Annotated in this window: 14 protein-coding genes; 10 read left to right on the top strand and 4 right to left on the bottom strand. The window is 44.0% G+C overall.

Annotated elements, in window-relative coordinates; genetic code table 11:
• Nucleotides 1-200: 200 nt before the first annotated feature.
• Nucleotides 201-1,244 (bottom strand): NAD(P)-dependent alcohol dehydrogenase, encoded by a 1,044-nt coding sequence (locus ABWY16_RS03765; RefSeq protein WP_353903318.1) that lies wholly within the window; start codon nucleotides 1,242-1,244, stop codon nucleotides 201-203.
• 291 nt (nucleotides 1,245-1,535) lie between these two features.
• Here ABWY16_RS03765 and ABWY16_RS03760 point away from each other — a divergent pair, with 291 nt between their 5' ends.
• Nucleotides 1,536-2,939, top strand: a complete 1,404-nt coding sequence (locus tag ABWY16_RS03760; RefSeq protein ID WP_353903317.1) for a L,D-transpeptidase family protein — start codon at nucleotides 1,536-1,538, stop codon at nucleotides 2,937-2,939.
• Between the two features lie 232 nt (nucleotides 2,940-3,171).
• Here ABWY16_RS03760 and ABWY16_RS03755 read toward each other — a convergent pair whose 3' ends face one another.
• Nucleotides 3,172-3,972 (bottom strand): murein L,D-transpeptidase catalytic domain family protein, encoded by an 801-nt coding sequence (locus ABWY16_RS03755; RefSeq protein WP_353903316.1) that lies wholly within the window; start codon nucleotides 3,970-3,972, stop codon nucleotides 3,172-3,174.
• Between the two features lie 249 nt (nucleotides 3,973-4,221).
• Here ABWY16_RS03755 and ABWY16_RS03750 point away from each other — a divergent pair, with 249 nt between their 5' ends.
• Nucleotides 4,222-4,884, top strand: a complete 663-nt coding sequence (locus ABWY16_RS03750; RefSeq protein WP_353903315.1) for an START domain-containing protein — start codon at nucleotides 4,222-4,224, stop codon at nucleotides 4,882-4,884.
• Here ABWY16_RS03750 and ABWY16_RS03745 read toward each other — a convergent pair.
• Entirely contained in the window at nucleotides 4,881-6,539 is a 1,659-nt protein-coding gene (locus ABWY16_RS03745) for a MutS-related protein (RefSeq protein WP_353903314.1), read from the bottom strand. The two genes, ABWY16_RS03750 and ABWY16_RS03745, sit on opposite strands and share 4 nt — an antisense overlap.
• A gap of 213 nt (nucleotides 6,540-6,752) precedes the next feature.
• Here ABWY16_RS03745 and ABWY16_RS03740 point away from each other — a divergent pair, with 213 nt between their 5' ends.
• From ABWY16_RS03740 to ABWY16_RS03710, 7 genes are all read left to right on the top strand, one after another.
• On the top strand, nucleotides 6,753-8,846 hold the full coding sequence (locus ABWY16_RS03740) for a ferredoxin-like domain-containing protein (RefSeq protein ID WP_353903313.1): 2,094 nt from the start codon (nucleotides 6,753-6,755) through the stop codon (nucleotides 8,844-8,846).
• The gene (gene cobA / locus ABWY16_RS03735; protein ID WP_353903312.1) at nucleotides 8,843-9,634 is read left to right on the top strand and encodes a uroporphyrinogen-III C-methyltransferase; all 792 of its coding nucleotides are present in this window, start codon (nucleotides 8,843-8,845) and stop codon (nucleotides 9,632-9,634) included. The genes ABWY16_RS03740 and cobA overlap by 4 nt, the downstream gene beginning before the upstream one ends.
• Before the next feature lie 9 nt (nucleotides 9,635-9,643).
• Entirely contained in the window at nucleotides 9,644-11,140 is a 1,497-nt protein-coding gene (locus ABWY16_RS03730) for a TSUP family transporter (protein ID WP_353903311.1), read from the top strand.
• Nucleotides 11,140-11,844, top strand: coding sequence for a phosphoadenylyl-sulfate reductase (locus ABWY16_RS03725; RefSeq protein ID WP_353903310.1), 705 nt, complete (start codon nucleotides 11,140-11,142; stop codon nucleotides 11,842-11,844). Before ABWY16_RS03730 ends, ABWY16_RS03725 begins: the two co-directional genes overlap by 1 nt.
• A gap of 10 nt (nucleotides 11,845-11,854) precedes the next feature.
• Nucleotides 11,855-12,760 carry a sulfate adenylyltransferase subunit CysD gene (gene cysD / locus ABWY16_RS03720; RefSeq protein WP_353903309.1) on the top strand — a complete coding sequence of 302 codons (906 nt, stop codon included), beginning with the start codon at nucleotides 11,855-11,857 and terminating at the stop codon, nucleotides 12,758-12,760.
• The gene (locus ABWY16_RS03715) at nucleotides 12,760-14,013 is read left to right on the top strand and encodes a sulfate adenylyltransferase subunit 1 (protein ID WP_353903308.1); all 1,254 of its coding nucleotides are present in this window, start codon (nucleotides 12,760-12,762) and stop codon (nucleotides 14,011-14,013) included. Before cysD ends, ABWY16_RS03715 begins: the two co-directional genes overlap by 1 nt.
• 217 nt (nucleotides 14,014-14,230) lie before the next feature.
• Complete coding sequence (locus ABWY16_RS03710) at nucleotides 14,231-15,520, top strand: GntT/GntP/DsdX family permease (protein ID WP_353903307.1); 1,290 nt, start codon at nucleotides 14,231-14,233, stop codon at nucleotides 15,518-15,520.
• Between the two features lie 115 nt (nucleotides 15,521-15,635).
• On the opposite strand, the gene dcp is transcribed toward ABWY16_RS03710, so the two are convergent.
• The gene (gene dcp / locus ABWY16_RS03705) at nucleotides 15,636-17,771 is read right to left on the bottom strand and encodes a peptidyl-dipeptidase Dcp (RefSeq protein ID WP_353903306.1); all 2,136 of its coding nucleotides are present in this window, start codon (nucleotides 17,769-17,771) and stop codon (nucleotides 15,636-15,638) included.
• 146 nt (nucleotides 17,772-17,917) lie between these two features.
• On the opposite strand from dcp, the gene ABWY16_RS03700 reads away from it, so the two are divergent.
• A complete protein-coding gene (locus ABWY16_RS03700) occupies nucleotides 17,918-18,208 on the top strand; it encodes a hypothetical protein (RefSeq protein ID WP_353903305.1) in 291 nt (96 codons plus the stop codon).
• Nucleotides 18,209-18,232: the final 24 nt, after the last annotated feature.

Raw genomic sequence — 18,232 nt, 5'->3', positions numbered from 1 at the left:
GGTTCTATAACACTGGTTTTTTACATCGGTGGCTTCTAAAACGGTGGGTTATTACAACGGTGGGTGTGGTGGGTAAACCCGGTTGAAGCGCCCTGGATCAACTTGGGATTAAAAGACAAGGGTTGGATTGAGGCCTTCTGGTGCTTTTTCAGCAGCAGGCAGCCTCAATCCAACCCTTGTCTTTTAATCCCCCTGATCGACTAAAGCGTACTCATGTCGATCACAAACCGATAATGAACATCACCGGCAAGCGTCCTCTCATAAGCCTCATTGATCTGGTTAATATTGATCATTTCAACATCAGAAGTAATATTGTGCTCAGCACAGTAATCCAGCATTTCCTGAGTTTCCTTGATACCACCAACCAGTGAACCAACCAAACTGCGGCGACCAAAAATCAAACCTGCAGGGCTCACAGAAGCAGGTACCGGCGGAACGCCCAGCAATACCATAACACCGTTCGTTTTCAATAATCTCAGGTACTCATCATAGTCATGCTCAGCAGAAACAGTATCGATAATAAAATCGAAAGTACCTGCCAGTTCTTTCATGGTATCTTTATCAGTAGTCAGTTTGAAATGGTGAGCGCCCAGTTCAGCAGCATCTTTTTCCTTTTTTGGAGAGCGGCTCAGCATGGTTACTTCAGCACCCATGGAAGAAGCCAGTTTTACTGCCATGTGTCCAAGACCGCCTAAGCCAACAACTGCAAGTTTATGACCTTCTTTCACTCCCCAATGGCGTAACGGAGAATAGGTAGTGATACCTGCACACAATAAAGGAGCTACTTTTTCAAGTGGCAATTTATCAGAAACCGACAGGACGAAATCCTGGGTAACCACTATAGAGCTGGAGTAACCACCATAAGTAATAGTCTTTTTGTCCTGCTCTAATGCATTGTAAGTTTGTGTATGACCATTTTCGCAGTACTGCTCCTGGTCATCCTTGCAGCTTTCACAATGTCCGCATGAGTCTACAAAACAGCCAACACCTACAGTATCACCTTCTTTGAACTTGCTTACATTTTCACCTACGCGGGTTACAGTACCCACAATTTCGTGACCCGGAACTACAGGATACATTGTTGCACCCCATTCATTACGTGCAGTGTGGATATCTGAATGGCATACGCCACAATATAATATTTTGATCTCTACATCATCAGCTCCCGGCTCGCGGCGGTCGAGGGCATGTGGTGCTAATGGTGATTCTGCACTTTGTGCAGCATAAGATTTTGCTGATGTCATCATTCAATTTTTTAGTGTAATATTATCTACCCTACAAATAAACTACTTTAATGTTTTAACATTTAAACTAAATATTCAATTTCTCTTTTTGTATAAAGAAATCAGCTCAAATAGTTAAACAATTCTGCTCAGATGATGTTGATAGGGCATATGTTTAGAAAATTCCGAAGCCGAAAGCCAGGGGTAACAGTTGCTCTCATACTCGCTTTCACCGTTACATGTGTTATACAATCCTGTAAAAAAAGCCGCTCAGATCTGGGTAAAATCCTTTACACCGAAACAGGAAACAAGGTGTTTAAAAATGTAGAAAATGATGCATTTGCAGAAGTGTTCAAGCAAACGCTGAAAGAGCAGCAATCCAGTTTTGCCTATCCGAAACTGATCAATGCTTTTTACGAGAAAAACGGTTATGAACCTGCCCTCATTCTGCAGCATGTCAAAGGAAAAGAGCTGCAGGTGATGCTCAGCTATTTTGATAAAGCTGCAGATCACGGATTGGCCCCAGAGCTTTTTAAAGCGAAGGAATATAAAGAACTTACAGATCAGCTTTATGATAAATCGAAGCTGAAAACCACTGAACAGGCTTATCAGGAAATTGCCCGGCTTGAATTGCTTGCAGCCAACTCGCTGATCAGATATAGTAATGCCCTTCAGTTTGGCGTAATAAGCCCTAAACGTATTTATGCCAACTACTACACTGATACGAAAAGGCCCGACAGCAATGCTGTAAACCGCATCTTCGCAATCAAAGACCTTAAGGTTTACCTGGACAGTATACAGCCGAAAAATCAGCAGTACCTGGCACTGCAGAAAGTACTTAAGGAAAAAACTGCGGCTCCGGGTATGGCAGCAGATGAAACGCAGAAAATCCTGAAAGTAAATCTGGAGAGATTAAGGTGGAAAAATAAACCTGAAGAAGATAAGTATGTGATTGTAAATATTGCAGACTACAGGCTTGATGTGATGGAGAAAGGAACATCTGTACTGAATATGAAAGTTTGTGTGGGAGAGGGAAGGAATAAAGATTTTACCGATAATATTCAGGAGTACGATGAAAACGATCTGAAAAAAGACAGGCCATTTTCAAGGGAAACACCCCAGCTGAACAGTATGATCCACAGTGTGCAGGTTAACCCTGTCTGGAATATCCCTGAAAGCATAGCTACCAAAGAGATTTCCAAATCTGCTGCCGAGGACAAATTTTACCTGGCAAATCACAATATTGATGTTTTTGAAAATGGTAAAATTATTGAAGATCCGGAGACCATTGACTGGGCGGCCGGAGATGCAGGAAAAAAATACCAGTTCAAACAACGCCCGGGCGAAGATAATTCTCTGGGAAAGATCAAGTTTCTGTTCAATAATCAGAGTGCAGTCTATTTGCATGATACCCCGGCAAAAGCAGCTTTTAATCAATCGATGCGGGCAGTAAGCCACGGATGTGTACGTTTAGAGAAACCTCTTGATTTTGCGCATGCCCTGTTCGGTGACGGTGCCAAATTTGAACAGATCAAAAAACAGATGGCTGATACTGTAGCTATTGCAACCAATATTTCATTACCTGTGAAGATACCTGTATATCTTACCTATTTTACTGCATGGGTGAATCCAGCAGGAACGGTTCAGGTTCGAAAAGATGTATATGGACTGGATATTGTTTTGTATACCTATCTACAAAAAACAGGTGCCATCTAGCAGCTTAAGTAATTTACCCTGAGCTGAGGCTGAATCCAGTATGCTGTTAGGAAGGAGAGCGGGGAATTCCAATAGAAGTCCAATGCAAGTCCAATTGAAGTCCAATTTTTACCGGGAATAATTGGACTTGTATTGGACTTCTATTGGAAATGCAATAGAGTTGACTGCCATCCATATCCGGCAGTGATGAATGTCATTCGGAAGAATGGAGTCTTTTAACTGAATTCCGGTATTAAATTTTTGCAGTTACCAGTGAATCTTTAGCGTTCACAACACTGTCCCTGTTGATAAGAGCGGCGTTTGCTGCAAGATGCGCATCAAGATATTTAGACGCATAAGCACGGTCATTACCGTTGATAAAGATTACAGTTTTGCCCTCAATGGTATTGATCACCAGATCAGCAAGTTCCTGCGCAACAGCAGGGCAACCCTGACTGCGGCCCAGTCTTCCCAACTGGTTGATCGTTCCCTGGCTCACGTAAGGTGCACCATGAACTACTATAGATCTTTTTCTTGCATTCGCATTGTAACCCTCATCCATTCCGTCCAGACGTAACGAGCGTCCATGTTTACCTCTGTAAACTTCTGCAGTTACATAAAAGCCAAGGCTGCTTTCGTTAGAGTCATTCACATCTGAAAAGCGTGTTGCAAGATCATCGCCGCTGCGTGATCCATGGGCAACCCAGGTGTTCAGCAAAAGAGAATCCTTGTTCAGATCGATAATCCAAAGACGTTTCTTTGTACTGTTCTGATCCATATCCGCAATCGTTAAAATAGATTTATCGGCAGAGATCTTTCCGCTGTTCTTCAGGTTGTAAAACCCTGTCAGTGCTTTTTGAAAAACCTCAGGTCTCAGTCCGGCCTGGTCCAGGTGGGCTCCATTGTAAATTTTGCTGACATGCATCGTGTACAATGAATCTTCAGTAACAATTTTTGGTGATGAAATTGTTTGTGATGATGGAACCCAGCTAATGATGGTCAGTGCAAGTGTGCTAAGAATAAGTCCTGCTCCGCCTAAAAGGTATTTTCTCATAGAATTTGGTTTAAGTGCTATGTGGTGATACGATTAATTAGGTAGTTTTTACTTCAGATAAGTTAAGGTTTTGGTGAGGCTTTTTAGATTTTTGTTAAACAAATATACAACAATGTTACAAACAATAAAAATCCTGCTAAGATAATTACGCGAAGATGACTTTGTTAAAACCTTTATTCTGAGCTGGAAAAAAGGATTTTGCTTAATTTTGTTGCCCGATTGGATTAACTCTGATTCCACAGAAAAATTATGTGTCGTTCAGCCTCAGTATCTGTTTTAATTATTGCTATAGCGTTCTTCTTCCTGAATATCTCCAGTACGCAGGCTCAGGATAACTGGACATTATCCACCCGACATGAGGGAATATACGTATATACCCGTCCTGCTTCAAATCCCAGGTTAAAGGCGATAAAAGTGGTAAGTACGATTCAGGCCGGCAGCTCTCAATTACTGGCGGCTATTATGGATATAGAAACCTGTGATGAATGGGTTTACCACAGCAAGACAAATGTGATGGTCAAAAAGACATCTCCACTCGACCTGATCTATTATTCAGAACTCGATGTACCCTGGCCTTGTGAAAACCGCGATTATGTGGTGCATTTACAGGTATCGCAAAATCCTCAGACAAAAGTGATCACTGTAAATTCTCCATGCATCCCCGGTTATGTACCGCAGAAGGACAAAATCGTAAGGATACCCCATTCGGTAGGCTACTGGACAATCACTCCCTTGGCTAAAAACCAGGTCCGCGCAGAATATGTGCTTGAAGTAGATCCCATGGGAACTATACCCGCCTGGCTGATCAACCTGTTTGCCACAAAAGGACCACTGGAAACCTTTAAGGGACTGAAAGTACATGTACAGCAGGATAAATACAAAAACGTGCGCTATCCGCAGATTACCGACTAAGTCTGCATCAACAGGTCTACCGTAGCATTGGCATCAGTGATGATAGAGGTAGGGTAACCATTAATTTCTAAAATCTTAATCGCATTCCTGGTTTTTAAAGGACCTTTTTTGATCGTATGGTCAAATATCAGTTCCTGCTCTGCAACTGCTTCTGTAAAATGGTACAGGTCATATTCTGTCTTGAGCAGTTCATTCAGTTCAGTATCATGCGTGGATACAAAAACCAGGTTATTGTTTTTGGCAAGGTAGGAGAGGATCGCTTTCCCCGCAGAAACCCTTTCGATCGTATTTGTGCCTTTAAAGATCTCATCAAGGATAAAGAACGAAGGTTCCTTAGTGCCGGATTCCTCTATAAATTCTTTGATAATCCTCATCTCCTCAAAATAATAACTCTTCTCTTCCAGCAGGCTGTCAGAAATAGTAATAGAGGAGAAAATCTTTGAATAAGGCATCACAAACCTGCTTGCCAGGCAAGTAAAAAGTGTCTGACCTAAAATCATATTGATACCTACCGAACGAATGAAGGTCGTCTTGCCCGCCATATTAGAGCCTGTCAGCAAAAGATTCTTCTGCTCCAGATGCAGATCGTTAGGTACACAGTTCGCAATGAGGGGATGTTTGATTCTTTCTACTTCCAGGCCACTGGTACTGCTAAAAACAGGTTTACAATATTCATCCAGGGACGATCTGAAAGCCGCGATAGATATTGCAGTATCCACAGTACCAATAAACTTAAACAGATCTTTCAGTTTTTCCCTTTTCTCCCTGAGCGAATCTATAATAGAATAAAAAGAGATGATCTCGATATTGAATGCAATTTTTAAAAGTTCAAAGACCAGGAAACCTACCACGGCAGCATCGCCCTCAGCCATATTGTCAAGTTTTACCCCGATCATTTTCCTCTTCAGCGGCGTAAGTTCCCGGATGAGACCGGCAGTGTCCGGGAAATGTGCCCTGATTTTTTCATCCGCATCTAAGTTTTTGGCTGTATCAAATGCCTTCAGGAATTCTCCAAGCGAAGAGGTGTGTACACTCACATTATTTTTGTTCCAGTAATGAATACCTGAATTGATTATAAATATCCCGCCAAATACCAGAAAGGCAGTAGGGTAGAAGAAACCTGCAAACAGGCAGGCTACATTCAGAAAGGTCAGCAGATAGATCAGCGGCATAAACTCCGGGCGGTCGATTTTCTTTGCATAGACCAGGTCCTGGAAATAATAGGAGTCGTTTTTCTCCAGCTTCTGTAAAGTGACCTGCGTATCTAATCTCAGTTCCTCGTCTCCTGCAATCAGTTCAGCAAAAGCATCCTGGATGATCAGTGCCGCAGGATCTTTGTCGAGTGTACGCAGTCTTGCATATAAAAACTGCTGTCCCACGCGTGAAACTGTGCGGTCTACCAGCTTAAATACCTCGTTCAGGTAAAGGTCTGTAGCCACCTTATCAGAAATAAGCTGCAACTTCTCCGCTGAGTCCGCAATGGTATTTAAAAAATAATTCTCTACAGAATCCAGATCTATGTACCTGCTGTTTTTGGCCTGGCCCCAATCCTGCCTGAGTCTTTCACGGTTCGTTTTCTCAGACAGCTTTTTATAAAAATAAACAAGCACATAAATTATAACTAAGGCAAGAATGATGTAGGCTACAATCAGCATGGAAACAGGATAATTTGAAAAGATGCGAAATTTAAGGAAAAAATAAATAGGAGCCGGCAGAAATTATCAGGGTGCCTTCTGACACATTGCTCTAAGCTTTTTGTCATTTTTTCGCGTTAATAACTACCATTTCTATATAGAATGTATATATTTGGGCTATAGAGTGGTCACAACAGCTCTACACAAAACATTTCCTAACCAAGATTTATTGAAATGCAGAGTTTTAGAACGGAGTTTGAAAATCCGATAGTAGAAAAAGATATTATAGATCTTGAGCAGAAGATCCGTGCCTTTCGTGAAGGAAAAATACACGATGAAAAGTTCCGCAGCTTAAGGCTTGCACGTGGCGTTTACGGCCAGCGTCAGCCCGGGGTGCAAATGATCCGTATTAAACTCCCGTTTGGAAAGGTTACTTTTAAGCAGTTGCTGCGTATTGCAGATGTATCTGATGAATACGGAAGCGGAAACCTGCATTTAACCACCAGACAGGATATACAGATCCATTATGTGAGTCTCGACCGTACGCCGCAATTGTGGGCAGAACTGGAACGTGACGACATTACACTGCGCGAAGCCTGCGGAAATACTGTTAGAAATGTAACCTCATCTCCGGATTCAGGGATCAACCCTGATGAACCGTTTGATGTTTCCCCATATGCACAGGCAGTATTCAAATACTTCCTGCGTAACCCGATCTGCCAGGAAATGGGCAGGAAGATCAAAATCTCCTTTTCATCAACTGAAAAAGATACTGCATTCAGCTACATTCATGATCTTGGTTTTATTCCAAAGATCAACGAGGCAGGTGAACGCGGTTTTAAAGTGATGTTTGCCGGCGGATTAGGTGCACAGCCATTTCTGGCCAGTGTTACCCATGAATTCCTGCACGAAGATCTGATTATTCCATATACTGAATCTGTACTGCGTGTGTTCGACCGTTACGGTGAAAGAACCAACAGGAACAAAGCCAGAATGAAATACCTGGTACAGAAACTGGGACTGGAAGAAGTAAACCGCCTGGTCGCAGAAGAAGTTATAGCCAATAAATCAAAAGTATTTAAAATAGATACAGGTACAGTTCCCCTGCCGGCTTTCCCGGCTCCGGTTGCTGTTACCGTTGCCAAACCAGCGGATGAAAATCATTATCAGCAATGGCTGGATACCAATGTTTTTGAACAGAAACAAAGTGGATTCTACGGCGTATATATCAAGGTCCCGAAAGGTGACATCAAAACTGAGCATGCCAGGGTGTTGGTAGAAGCTATCCGCCCGTATGTTGCGGATGAAATCCGTATCACCCAGAACCAGGGATTGTTATTGAAATTTGTACGCAAAGAAGCACTGCTTCCGCTCTACACGAACCTGAATGCACTGAACTATGCAGTACCTGGGTTTGACAGTATTGCAGATGTAACTACATGTCCTGGAACTGATACCTGTAACCTTGGTATCTCCAACAGTATGTCTCTTGCAGTAGTGCTGGAAAACGTGATCTATGATGAATATCCTGACCTGGTTTACGATAAGGATATCAAGATCAAGATCAGCGGGTGTATGAACTCCTGCGGTCAGCATGGCCTTGCCCACATCGGTTTCCACGGAAGCTCTGTGAAAGCAAACGGTAAAGTTGTTCCTGCGGTACAGGTGATGCTTGGCGGCGGAACAGTAGGCAATGGCGAAGGAAGGGTAGCGGAGCGTGTGATCAAAACACCTACCAAACGTGCTCCAGCGGTTTTACGTGCTGTTCTGGACGACTTCAATGCGAATTCGGCAGAGCAAGAAAGTTTCCACCATTATTATGATGAGAGAGGAAAAGATTATTTCTACCAGATGCTGAAACCTATTGCCGACCTCACTACGCTGCAGGATCATGAGTATGTGGATTGGGGACATGAAGAAACCTTTGAAACTGCAATTGGCGTTGGCGAATGTGCCGGTGTGGTGATTGACCTTGTAGCGACACTTTTACTGGAAGGTGAAGAGAAACTGCAGTGGGCTGCTGAAGCATTCGAAAGAGGAGCATGGTCTGATGCTATTTATCATTCCTACAGTGTGCTGGTTAATACCGCAAAAGCATTGTTACTGGATAAAGGGGTAAACAGCAGTACACAGATCGGTATCATCAGAGAATTTGATGCCCATTTTGTTGAAACCGGCGAGGTGGTATTACCTGAGACCTTCAATGAATTTGTGCTGAAAATCAATAAAAACGAACCTACTCAGGATTTTGCAATCACTTATCTGAATCAGGCAACTGATTTTTATAAAGCAATGGCAGCGAAAAGGGGCGCTGAGGTAAACTCATGATACAGCCATCCAAAAGAAAAATAAGAGAACCCAGGATCACGCTCGTTGGCGCTGGTCCGGGTGATCCTGAACTCATCACCATGAAAGGTGCAAACGCACTGAAAGATGCGGATGTGGTTTTATACGATGCCCTGGTAAATGAAAAAGTACTGGAATATGCTTCGGCAGATTCGATCAGGGTATTTGTAGGAAAGCGCTCTGGCGCACATTCCTCCACGCAGGAAGAAATCAACAAGCTGATGGTAGATTATGCGCTTCATTATGGCCATGTGGTTCGTTTAAAAGGGGGAGATCCATTTGTATTCGGACGCGGTTATGAAGAGCTGAACTTTGCAGAAGGATATAGTATACCCGCGAAGGTGATTCCAGGCCTGTCGAGTTCCATTTCAGTGCCCGGTTTACAGCAGATTCCCGTAACACACCGGGGTTTGAGTGAAAGCTTCTGGGTAGTGACAGGAACAACCACATCAGGTGCAATCTCCAATGACCTTTATGAAGCGGCACGTACCAAAGCGACAGTTGTTGTACTTATGGGACTGAACAAGCTGAAGGATATTGTGAAATTGTACCAGACGGAGCATAAAAACAATCTTCCCGTAGCAGTTATACAGAGTGGTTCAACGGATAATGAGAAACTGGCGATAGGTATTGTAGACACTATTGTTGAAGTGGTGGAGGAAAAAGGAATTGAGGCACCCGCTATCCTGGTATTCGGTGAAGTGGTTTCCCTGCATCCTGATTTTCAGCCGATCAGAGATTTCTTTGCAGCAATTAAAGAAGAGTTATAGCTTAGGGACGTGGAATCAGAAGGCAACCAGTTATTTCCTGTTTTTTTAAAGCTTAACCAGTTACATACCGTAATCATTGGCGCAGGACCTGTGGGACTTGAAAAGCTCAGTGCTGTACTGGCACAAAGCGGGCATGCCAGGATTACCATCATTGCAGAGGTAGTCTGCAGCGAGGTAGCTGAACTGGCGGCAAGATTGCCCCAGATCAGTCTGTTTAATAAGAGTTATGCAGCGGCCGATCTTGCTCATGGAGACCTGGTGATCGCTGCGACAAACAATAATGTTTTAAATGAGGAAATCAAGCGTGATGCCCATGCATTAAAATTGCTGGTGAACGTGGCAGATAAACCTGAGCTCTGCGATTTTTACCTGGGATCTGTGGTAAAGAAGGGTGACCTTAAAATTGCCATCTCTACCAATGGCAAATCACCAACGATAGCTAAAAGATTAAAAGAACTTTTCAATGAGGCCCTGCCAGCCGAACTGGATATTACATTGCAGCAAATGAGTCAATTCCGTAATACTTTAGAAGGAGATTTCAGTGCGAAAGTTAAGAAACTGAACGAGGTGAGTGCTGTTCTGGTAGAATCAGAACAGAAAGTTGAACCAAAAGCGGTAACGGTCAGTAAACCATCCTATCCTAAATTCAGGCTCCTGATCTGGCTGACAATTGTGGCATCACTCGCAATTTTAATTGCTGTTTTCTGGAACAGGGAACCGCAGTTTCAGGCATACGTTGCTGAAATCAACCCGATGTTTTACTGGTTCCTTTTCGGAGGTTTCGTTTTTGCCATGATTGACGGGGCAATAGGCATGTCTTATGGAGTAACTTCCACAGCCTTCTCGTTATCGATGGGCATACCGCCGGCTTCGGCAAGTATGGGTGTCCATCTTTCGGAAGTACTCAGCTGCGGCATTGCAGGCTGGATGCATTACCGCATGGGGAATATCAACTGGAAGCTATTTAAGCTTCTGATCATCCCTGGAATTATAGGTGCTGTTTCAGGTGCCTATCTCTTATCCTCACTTGAACATTACAGTGCATATACTAAACCTTTTGTTTCACTCTATACGCTGATACTGGGCTGGGTGATATTAAAAAAGGCTTTCAGTAAGGTACCTCTGCACAAAGACGGCAAGATCAAAAAGATCGGCCTTTTAGGTTTAGGTGGTGGTTTTATTGATGCTGTAGGTGGTGGCGGATGGGGTTCCATCGTATTGTCAAGCCTGATAGCAGGCGGCAGAAATGCGAGGTTCTCCCTGGGTACGGTAAAACTGACCCGCTTTTTTATTGCTTTGCTCAGCTCGCTTACATTTGTAACGATGCTGAAATCGGCGCACTGGGAAGCAGTTGCAGGTCTGGTAATAGGCAGCGCATTAGCTGCGCCTATAGCTGCAAAAGTTTCTAACCGCATCTCTGCAAAGAGCATTATGGTATCCGTAGGGATCATCGTCATAGCTGTGAGTCTGAGAAGCATTATTTTGTTTATTTTAAAAGTTATATAATGAAAGAATACCTGGATGAAATTGCTGTGCAGATCAAGGATATGGGACCGGTTGAGGCCATAGGTTTCCTTGCGCAGAAATTTCCCGGACAAATCACTTTTTCTACCAGCTTTGGTTGGGAAGACCAGGTGATCACTGATATGATATTTGCAAATGACCTCCCTGTAAAAGTTTTTACGCTCGAAACCGGCCGGTTATTTCCCGAAACTTACTATGTTTGGAACAGGACGCTGGAAAACTATAATAAGCCAATCCATGCGTTCTATCCGGATGTGGAGGCACTGGAAGAAATGGTGTCAAAGAAAGGCCCGAACAGTTTTTACGAATCGGTGGAGAACAGGAAAGAGTGCTGTCATATCCGCAAGATCGTTCCTTTGAAAAGGGCGCTTAGCGGTAACAAGTTATGGGTTACCGGCATCAGGGCAGATCAGTCGTTAAACCGTCATGATATGGCTAACCTGGAATGGGACGAGGGCAATCAGCTGGTTAAATTCCACCCGATATTTGAATGGAGTTTGGAAGATGTTAAAGCCTATATAAAAAAGAATAATATTGTATACAATACGCTTCATGATCGTGGATTTCCGAGCATAGGCTGTGCACCCTGCACCAGGGCAGTACAACCAGGCGAGGATTTCAGAGCCGGAAGATGGTGGTGGGAAGATCAATCGAAGAAAGAATGTGGTTTGCATGCCACACAATAATGTAAAGCACATGAGTAAATATAACTTAGATTATTTAGACGAATTAGAAGCAGAAGCAATTCACATTCTGCGTGAGGTAGCCGGGCAGTTTGAAAAGCCTGCACTGTTGTTTTCTGGCGGTAAAGACTCCATTACGCTGGTAAGGCTTGCAGAAAAAGCATTCCGCCCGGGAAAATTCCCTTTCCCGCTGGTACATATCGATACCGGCCACAACTTTGAAGAAACGATTACGTACAGGGACAAGATGGTAGAGCGCTTAGGCGAGAAACTGATCGTAGGTTATGTACAGGAGTCTATTGACGAAGGAAAGGTAATCGAGCAAAAAGGTAAAAATGCAAGCAGAAATTCACTGCAAACGGTAACGCTGCTGGATACAATAGCTAAACATGGTTTTGATGCCTGTATCGGCGGTGCCAGACGGGATGAAGAAAAAGCCAGGGCCAAAGAACGGATCTTCTCTGTAAGGGATGAATTCGGACAGTGGGACCCTAAACGTCAGCGTCCCGAACTGTGGAACATCTATAACGGTAAGATCCACAAAGGTGAAAACGTAAGGGTCTTCCCGATAAGTAACTGGACTGAACTTGATGTCTGGAACTATATCCGCAGGGAAAAAATGGATCTTCCCTCAATCTATTTTGCCCACAAAAGGGATACCATTACCAGAAACGGCCAGCTGATGGCTGCATCTCCGTTTTTAAACATGGACGAAGCTGATGTGATCACTAACCGCATGGTTAGGTTCCGCACAGTGGGCGACATGAGCTGTACTGCAGCTGTTGAATCTGAAGCTGATCAGATTGACGATATTATAGAAGAGATCAGCGCTTCAAAAATAAGTGAACGTGGTGCCCGCCTTGATGATAAAGTATCGGAAGCAGCTATGGAAGACCGCAAAAAAGGAGGATACTTTTAATGAACATACTTAAATTTTTTACAGCAGGAAGTGTTGACGACGGGAAAAGTACCCTGATAGGTCGCTTATTATATGATACCGGTTCCATCCTCGCGGATCAGCTGGAAGCTTTACAAAGCTCCAACCGCAAAAATGATGACGGATCTATTGACCTTGCCATCCTGACTGACGGACTGCGAGCAGAGCGTGAACAGGGTATTACTATTGATGTTGCCTACAAATACTTCCAGACAGAGAAACGCAAGTTTATCATTGCTGATACCCCCGGACACATTCAATATACACGTAACATGGTTACGGGTGCGTCTACTGCCAATCTTGCGATCATTCTTATAGATGCCCGTAATGGTGTGGTTGAACAGACTATCCGCCACTCTTATCTGGTATCACTCCTGGGCGTAAGCCATGTGGTAATCTGTATCAATAAAATGGATATGGAAGGTTACAGCGAAGAGGTATACAATAACATTACCGAAACGTATAAAACTTTACTGGCCGCTAACCTGAAACTGAATGATGTAACTTTCATTCCGGTAAGTGCCTTGAGAGGGGATAATATTGTGAACCGCTCTGAGAATATGCCATGGTACAAAGGTACAAGCCTGCTGGATTTCCTGGAGACTGTAGAGGTAACGGGTAACCAGACATCTGATTATGCGCGTATGCCTGTGCAATGGGTAATCCGTCCGCAGACAGATGAACTTCATGATTACAGAGGTTATGCCGGAAGGGTTTTAAGCGGAACTTTTAAAGTAAATGACAGGGTTACTGTATTGCCATCCGGCAGCAGTTCTGTAATTGATAAAATTGAGGTTTTCGACAAGGCACCTGAAGAGGTTACTGCAGGCATGTCTGTAACCTTGCACCTGAAGGATAATATCGATATCAGCAGGGGCGATGTCCTGGTAAATTCGGCTTCGCTGCCGCAAAGTTCTCAGCTGATCGAGGCTGATCTATGCTGGATGGACAATAAACCTATGGATGATACGATTACTTATTTCTTACAGCATAACAGCAAGCTGACCAAATGTAAGGTACGCGAGATCTTGTATAAAGTAAATATCAATACGCTGGAAAAAGAAGATGCATATGAGTTTAAGCTGAATGATATTGGCCGCGTGGTTATCAAAACGGCTGATGAACTTGCTTATGATCTGTATGCTGAGAATAAAGCTAATGGCTCTGCGATTCTGATTGACAGCAGGACGAATTTGACTGTTGGGGCATTGATGTTCCGTGCTGTGGCTGATTAATTGGCCTGAAGGGTAAGTCTTTCTTTACTTAAAAAAATATGGTATCATGTTTCGATGCTGCCTGCTATTGAAAAATACCAGAAGGCATCGAAAAATTATACCATATTTTTTTGATAATACACTGAGATCTTCTGCATGCATGATGGTATAACGAGCTGCCATAGTATTTCTAAAGAATTTACCTTATCTTGAAAAGAAATAACCAAATATCATTTTCATGGATTTACTGTTTGTACTAGCCGGTATCGTCATTCTGCTCATTCTCATTCTAAAAAAAGTTAATCCGATGTTGTCCCTGCTGATTGTATCAGTACTTACAGGGCTGATGCTGGGCTTGCCGGTGCAAAAAGTAATGAGCTCTGTGACCAACGGTATCGGCAGTACGCTGGGTGGAATGGTGATGGTACTTGCACTTGGTGCGATGCTGGGCAAGCTGGCGGAAGACAGCGGTGCGGCTAAGAAAATCGTTTATGTACTGATCAGGATATTTGGCATCGGGAACATACAATGGGCAGTATTGCTCACGGGTATCCTTGTCGGTATCCCCTTATTCTATAATGCCGGGTTTGTAGTGCTTATCCCCCTGGTTTTCAGCATTGCTTCAGCAGCCAAACTGCCTAAGCTTTATGTAGGTATCCCCATGGCTGCGGCACTATCTGTGACACACGGATTTTTGCCCCCGCATCCCGGGCCGGTGGCACTGGCCAGTATCTTTCATGCAGATCTAGGTAAAACATTGATTTACGGACTGATACTAAGTTTGCCTATTGCAGTGATTGCAGGTGTCCTGTTTCCAAGGTCCATCATCAGGTTGCCTTTGCGCAGCAAAGACAGTGATCCGCTTACCCTGACAGAAGATGCAGGTTTGCCTTCAGCATTTAAGAGCTTTGTGACCGCGCTTTCTCCGATATTTTTCATTGCAGCGGGCACAATCGGCGGGTTGCTCAGCGTAAACCCTTTTGCCAGACACCTGTTTGAATTTCTTGCTGATCCAACTGTGGCCTTGCTTTTTGCAATCCTGTTAACGCTTGTTATACAAAATATACCTCTGCAAAGGGCGATGGATTCCTGCGCGGAGGGAGTAAAGGGTGTTGCCATGATCATCCTGATTATTGCTGCCGGCGGCGCATTCAAACAGATTCTGGTGGACAGCGGTATCGGAGAACAGGTAAAAACATTGACAGCCAATTTACCGGTGTCGCCTTTACTGCTGGGATGGTTCATCGCGGCTATGCTCCGCATTACCCTTGGTTCTGCTACCGTGGCAGCACTTACTGCATCAGGGATGGTTATTCCACTGATCGGAGCGGGGGCACCGGCAGAACTGATGGTTATTGCAGTAGGGGCGGGCAGCCTCATGTTATCTCATGTCAATGATACTGGATTCTGGATGTTCAAGGAATATTTTAATCTGAGCCTGAAAGAAACCTTTAAAACCTGGACGGTGATGGAAAGCCTGATTTCAGTACTTGGACTTATCGGGGTGCTGGTATTAAATCAGCTGTAAAAAAGAAACGGGGATGATCCAAAGCTGGATTATCCCCGTCATCTAATTAACGCTCTCATATACATAAGCGTTTAAAAACGGATTATATTGTACGGCGTTGTAATTATTTTAAAATTTATTTAACTATCAGCCCACGGCTAACTTCCATAGGTTCAATCCGGGGATCATGGCCCCTGAAATCACGGAATAACTTTCCGTACTCTTCCGTATTTCCCCTGGATAAGATCATATCACGGAAACGCTGTCCGTTGGCACGGTTAAGTCCGCCATTCTCCTCAAACCAGGAATAAGCATCATCATCCAGCATCTCCGTCCAGAGATAAGCATAATAGCCAGCGGCGTAACCTCCGCCCCAGATATGCGAGAAATAACTTGTGCGGTAACGTGAAGGAACCTCCGGAAGATCAAGCGCCAGTTTTTGCAGCGCTGCGTTTTCAAATTCGTCTGGTTTCTGCAGGGCATCACCGGCAGGAAGTTTATGCCAGGCCATATCCAGCGAAGCGGCAGCTAAAAGTTCCGTCAGCTTGTATCCCTGGTTAAAGGTAGCTGCTTTTTTGATCTTGTCTACCAGCACCTGCGGGATCTTCTGACCGGTCTTGTAATGTACGGCATAGTTATTCAGAATCTTTGGATCCAGAGCCCAGTGCTCATTGAATTGTGAGGGGAACTCTACAAAATCGCGCGCCACATTGGTACCCGACAAACTAGGGTAATGCTGACTGGCGAACAAGCCGTGTAAGCCATGACCAAACTCATGGAACATGGTGGTCACGTCACTGAAGCTGAGCAAAGCAGGCTGCCCTTCAGCCGGTTTAGTGAAGTTGCATACATTATAGATCACAGGTTTTGTACCCATAAGTGCCGACTGATCCACAAGATTGGACATCCAGGCCCCACCGTTTTTATTGTCTCTCTTGAAGTAGTCACAGTAAAACAATCCCAGCTTAGCTTTATCCTTGTCAAATACTTCGAATACCCTCACGTCTTTTTGGTATACAGGCAGGTCATGGCGCTCTTTAAAGGTAATACCGTATAGTTGTCCGGCAGCATAAAATACACCATTCTGCAGTACTTTATCCAGTTCAAAATAGGGTTTGATCTGGCTCTCGTCGAGGTCATATTTTTGTTTGCGTACCTTCTCTGCGTAATAATCCCAGTCGTACGGCTGCACTTTAAATGTGCCCTTTTCAAGGTCTATCTGCTGCTGTATAGCTGTTGCTTCCATCCTGGCTTTAGCGGTAGCGGCAGGCACAAGCTTAGCAAAAAACTCCTCTACGGCAGCAGGTGATTTTGCCATGCGGTCCTGCAACTTCCAGGCGGCATAATCTGGAAAACCCAGCAGTTTCGCTTTATCGGCACGTAATTTCGCCAGTTGCGCTACTGTGCTTCTGGTATCGTTGGCATCGCTTCTCTCTGTCCTGTTCCAGGATGCATCAAACAGTTTCTGTCTTGTGGCGCGGTTACTGAGCGATTGCAGGGCAGGCTGCTGCGTAGTGTTCTGCAAGGGGATCAGCCATTTTCCCTCCAGTTTATTAGCCTTTGCATCCTGTGCAGCAGCGTCAATATCTCCCTCTGATAGTCCTGCCAGTTCAGCCTTCTTACTGATTACCAGTCCGCCTTTTTTGTTTGCATCCAGCAGCTGGTTAGAGAATTTGGCACTCAGCGAGGCTTCTTCTTCATTCAATTTCTTCAATAAAATTTTATCAGCATCAGACAGTTTTGCTCCTGCCTGCACAAACTTGCGGTAATAGTAAGTGATCAGCCACTGTGATTCGGCATCCAGTTTAAGACTTGCCCGACTGGCATAGATGCTTTCTATGCGTTTGAATAATTTGGAGTTCAGGTAAATAGCATCGTCGTGGGCAGCCTGTTTTGGCGCAATGGCTTCCTGTATTTTCTGTAATCCGGGATTGGTATTTGCGCCGGTCATCAGGTTAAAGACGTTATTTGCACGGCTCAGCATCTGACCGCTTTTTTCCATCTCAAGCAGAGTGTTTTCAAAAGTAGCTGCAGCACTGTTGTCTGCTATTTTTTCGATTTCTGCAAGCTGGATCTTCATTCCTTCTTCCAGGGCAGGCTCAAAGTCACTGTCCTTTATTTTATCAAAGTCAGGCGTCTGGTAGGCCAGTTTACTCGTGTCAGCGAAAGGGTTTGCTGAAGATGGATCATTTTCGGATTTGCTGCCGTTGCGCTCACAGGAGGAGGTAACAGCAATGATGGCCATCAATGGCATGATTAAAAGTTGTCTCATTCTTTTTATATGATAGATTGATCTAAGCTACAGTATTCGCTGTATTAATCAAAGAAAACTACTTCCGGGCCCGGGGTCAGCAGACCGATAATAATCCTGGTCCGAACAATCCGCAGCTTCCTTTGTTAAACCTAAAAAATAAACAAATGGACCCATTCAATATTATCGTTAGCCTCGACGGCCAGAAATTTGACCTGAACATTCATCCACAGGAAGCAGAAGTGTTTAAAATACTTTACCATGGGGGACTGGTCGGCGAAATTACCAGAACCAATGATGGACTTGACTGGAGGGCTGTATCGGTAAAAGATCTTGACCCTGACCTGGAAATGCCCATGTATGAATATGATGGCTCAATTGATGATGTGCGTATCATTCTTGAAGGCGACCATGCACAACAGATAGGCCGGGCAATCGAAGCATACCAGGGCAGATAATGGAAAAAAATTTATAACTTCATC

Origin of the sequence: Pedobacter sp. (assembly GCF_040513095.1) — a bacterium.
Lineage (GTDB): Bacteria > Bacteroidota > Bacteroidia > Sphingobacteriales > Sphingobacteriaceae > Pedobacter.
The sequence above is the reverse complement of the archived record's forward strand: the minus strand, read 5'-3'. Positions and strand labels throughout refer to the sequence as shown.

What these genes read in the sequence shown, in the direction of transcription:
- ABWY16_RS03710 (WP_353903307.1), top strand. Translation starts at nt 14,231, where the DNA reads ATGGATTTACTGTTTGTACTAGCCGGTATCGTCATTCTGCTCATTCTC.
- ABWY16_RS03750 (WP_353903315.1), top strand. Translation starts at nt 4,222, where the DNA reads ATGTGTCGTTCAGCCTCAGTATCTGTTTTAATTATTGCTATAGCGTTC.
- cysD (WP_353903309.1), top strand. Translation starts at nt 11,855, where the DNA reads ATGAGTAAATATAACTTAGATTATTTAGACGAATTAGAAGCAGAAGCA.
- ABWY16_RS03765 (WP_353903318.1), bottom strand. Translation starts at nt 1,244, where the DNA reads ATGACATCAGCAAAATCTTATGCTGCACAAAGTGCAGAATCACCATTA.
- ABWY16_RS03745 (WP_353903314.1), bottom strand. Translation starts at nt 6,539, where the DNA reads ATGCTGATTGTAGCCTACATCATTCTTGCCTTAGTTATAATTTATGTG.
- dcp (WP_353903306.1), bottom strand. Translation starts at nt 17,771, where the DNA reads ATGAGACAACTTTTAATCATGCCATTGATGGCCATCATTGCTGTTACC.
- ABWY16_RS03725 (WP_353903310.1), top strand. Translation starts at nt 11,140, where the DNA reads ATGAAAGAATACCTGGATGAAATTGCTGTGCAGATCAAGGATATGGGA.
- cobA (WP_353903312.1), top strand. Translation starts at nt 8,843, where the DNA reads ATGATACAGCCATCCAAAAGAAAAATAAGAGAACCCAGGATCACGCTC.
- ABWY16_RS03700 (WP_353903305.1), top strand. Translation starts at nt 17,918, where the DNA reads ATGGACCCATTCAATATTATCGTTAGCCTCGACGGCCAGAAATTTGAC.
- ABWY16_RS03715 (WP_353903308.1), top strand. Translation starts at nt 12,760, where the DNA reads ATGAACATACTTAAATTTTTTACAGCAGGAAGTGTTGACGACGGGAAA.
- ABWY16_RS03755 (WP_353903316.1), bottom strand. Translation starts at nt 3,972, where the DNA reads ATGAGAAAATACCTTTTAGGCGGAGCAGGACTTATTCTTAGCACACTT.
- ABWY16_RS03740 (WP_353903313.1), top strand. Translation starts at nt 6,753, where the DNA reads ATGCAGAGTTTTAGAACGGAGTTTGAAAATCCGATAGTAGAAAAAGAT.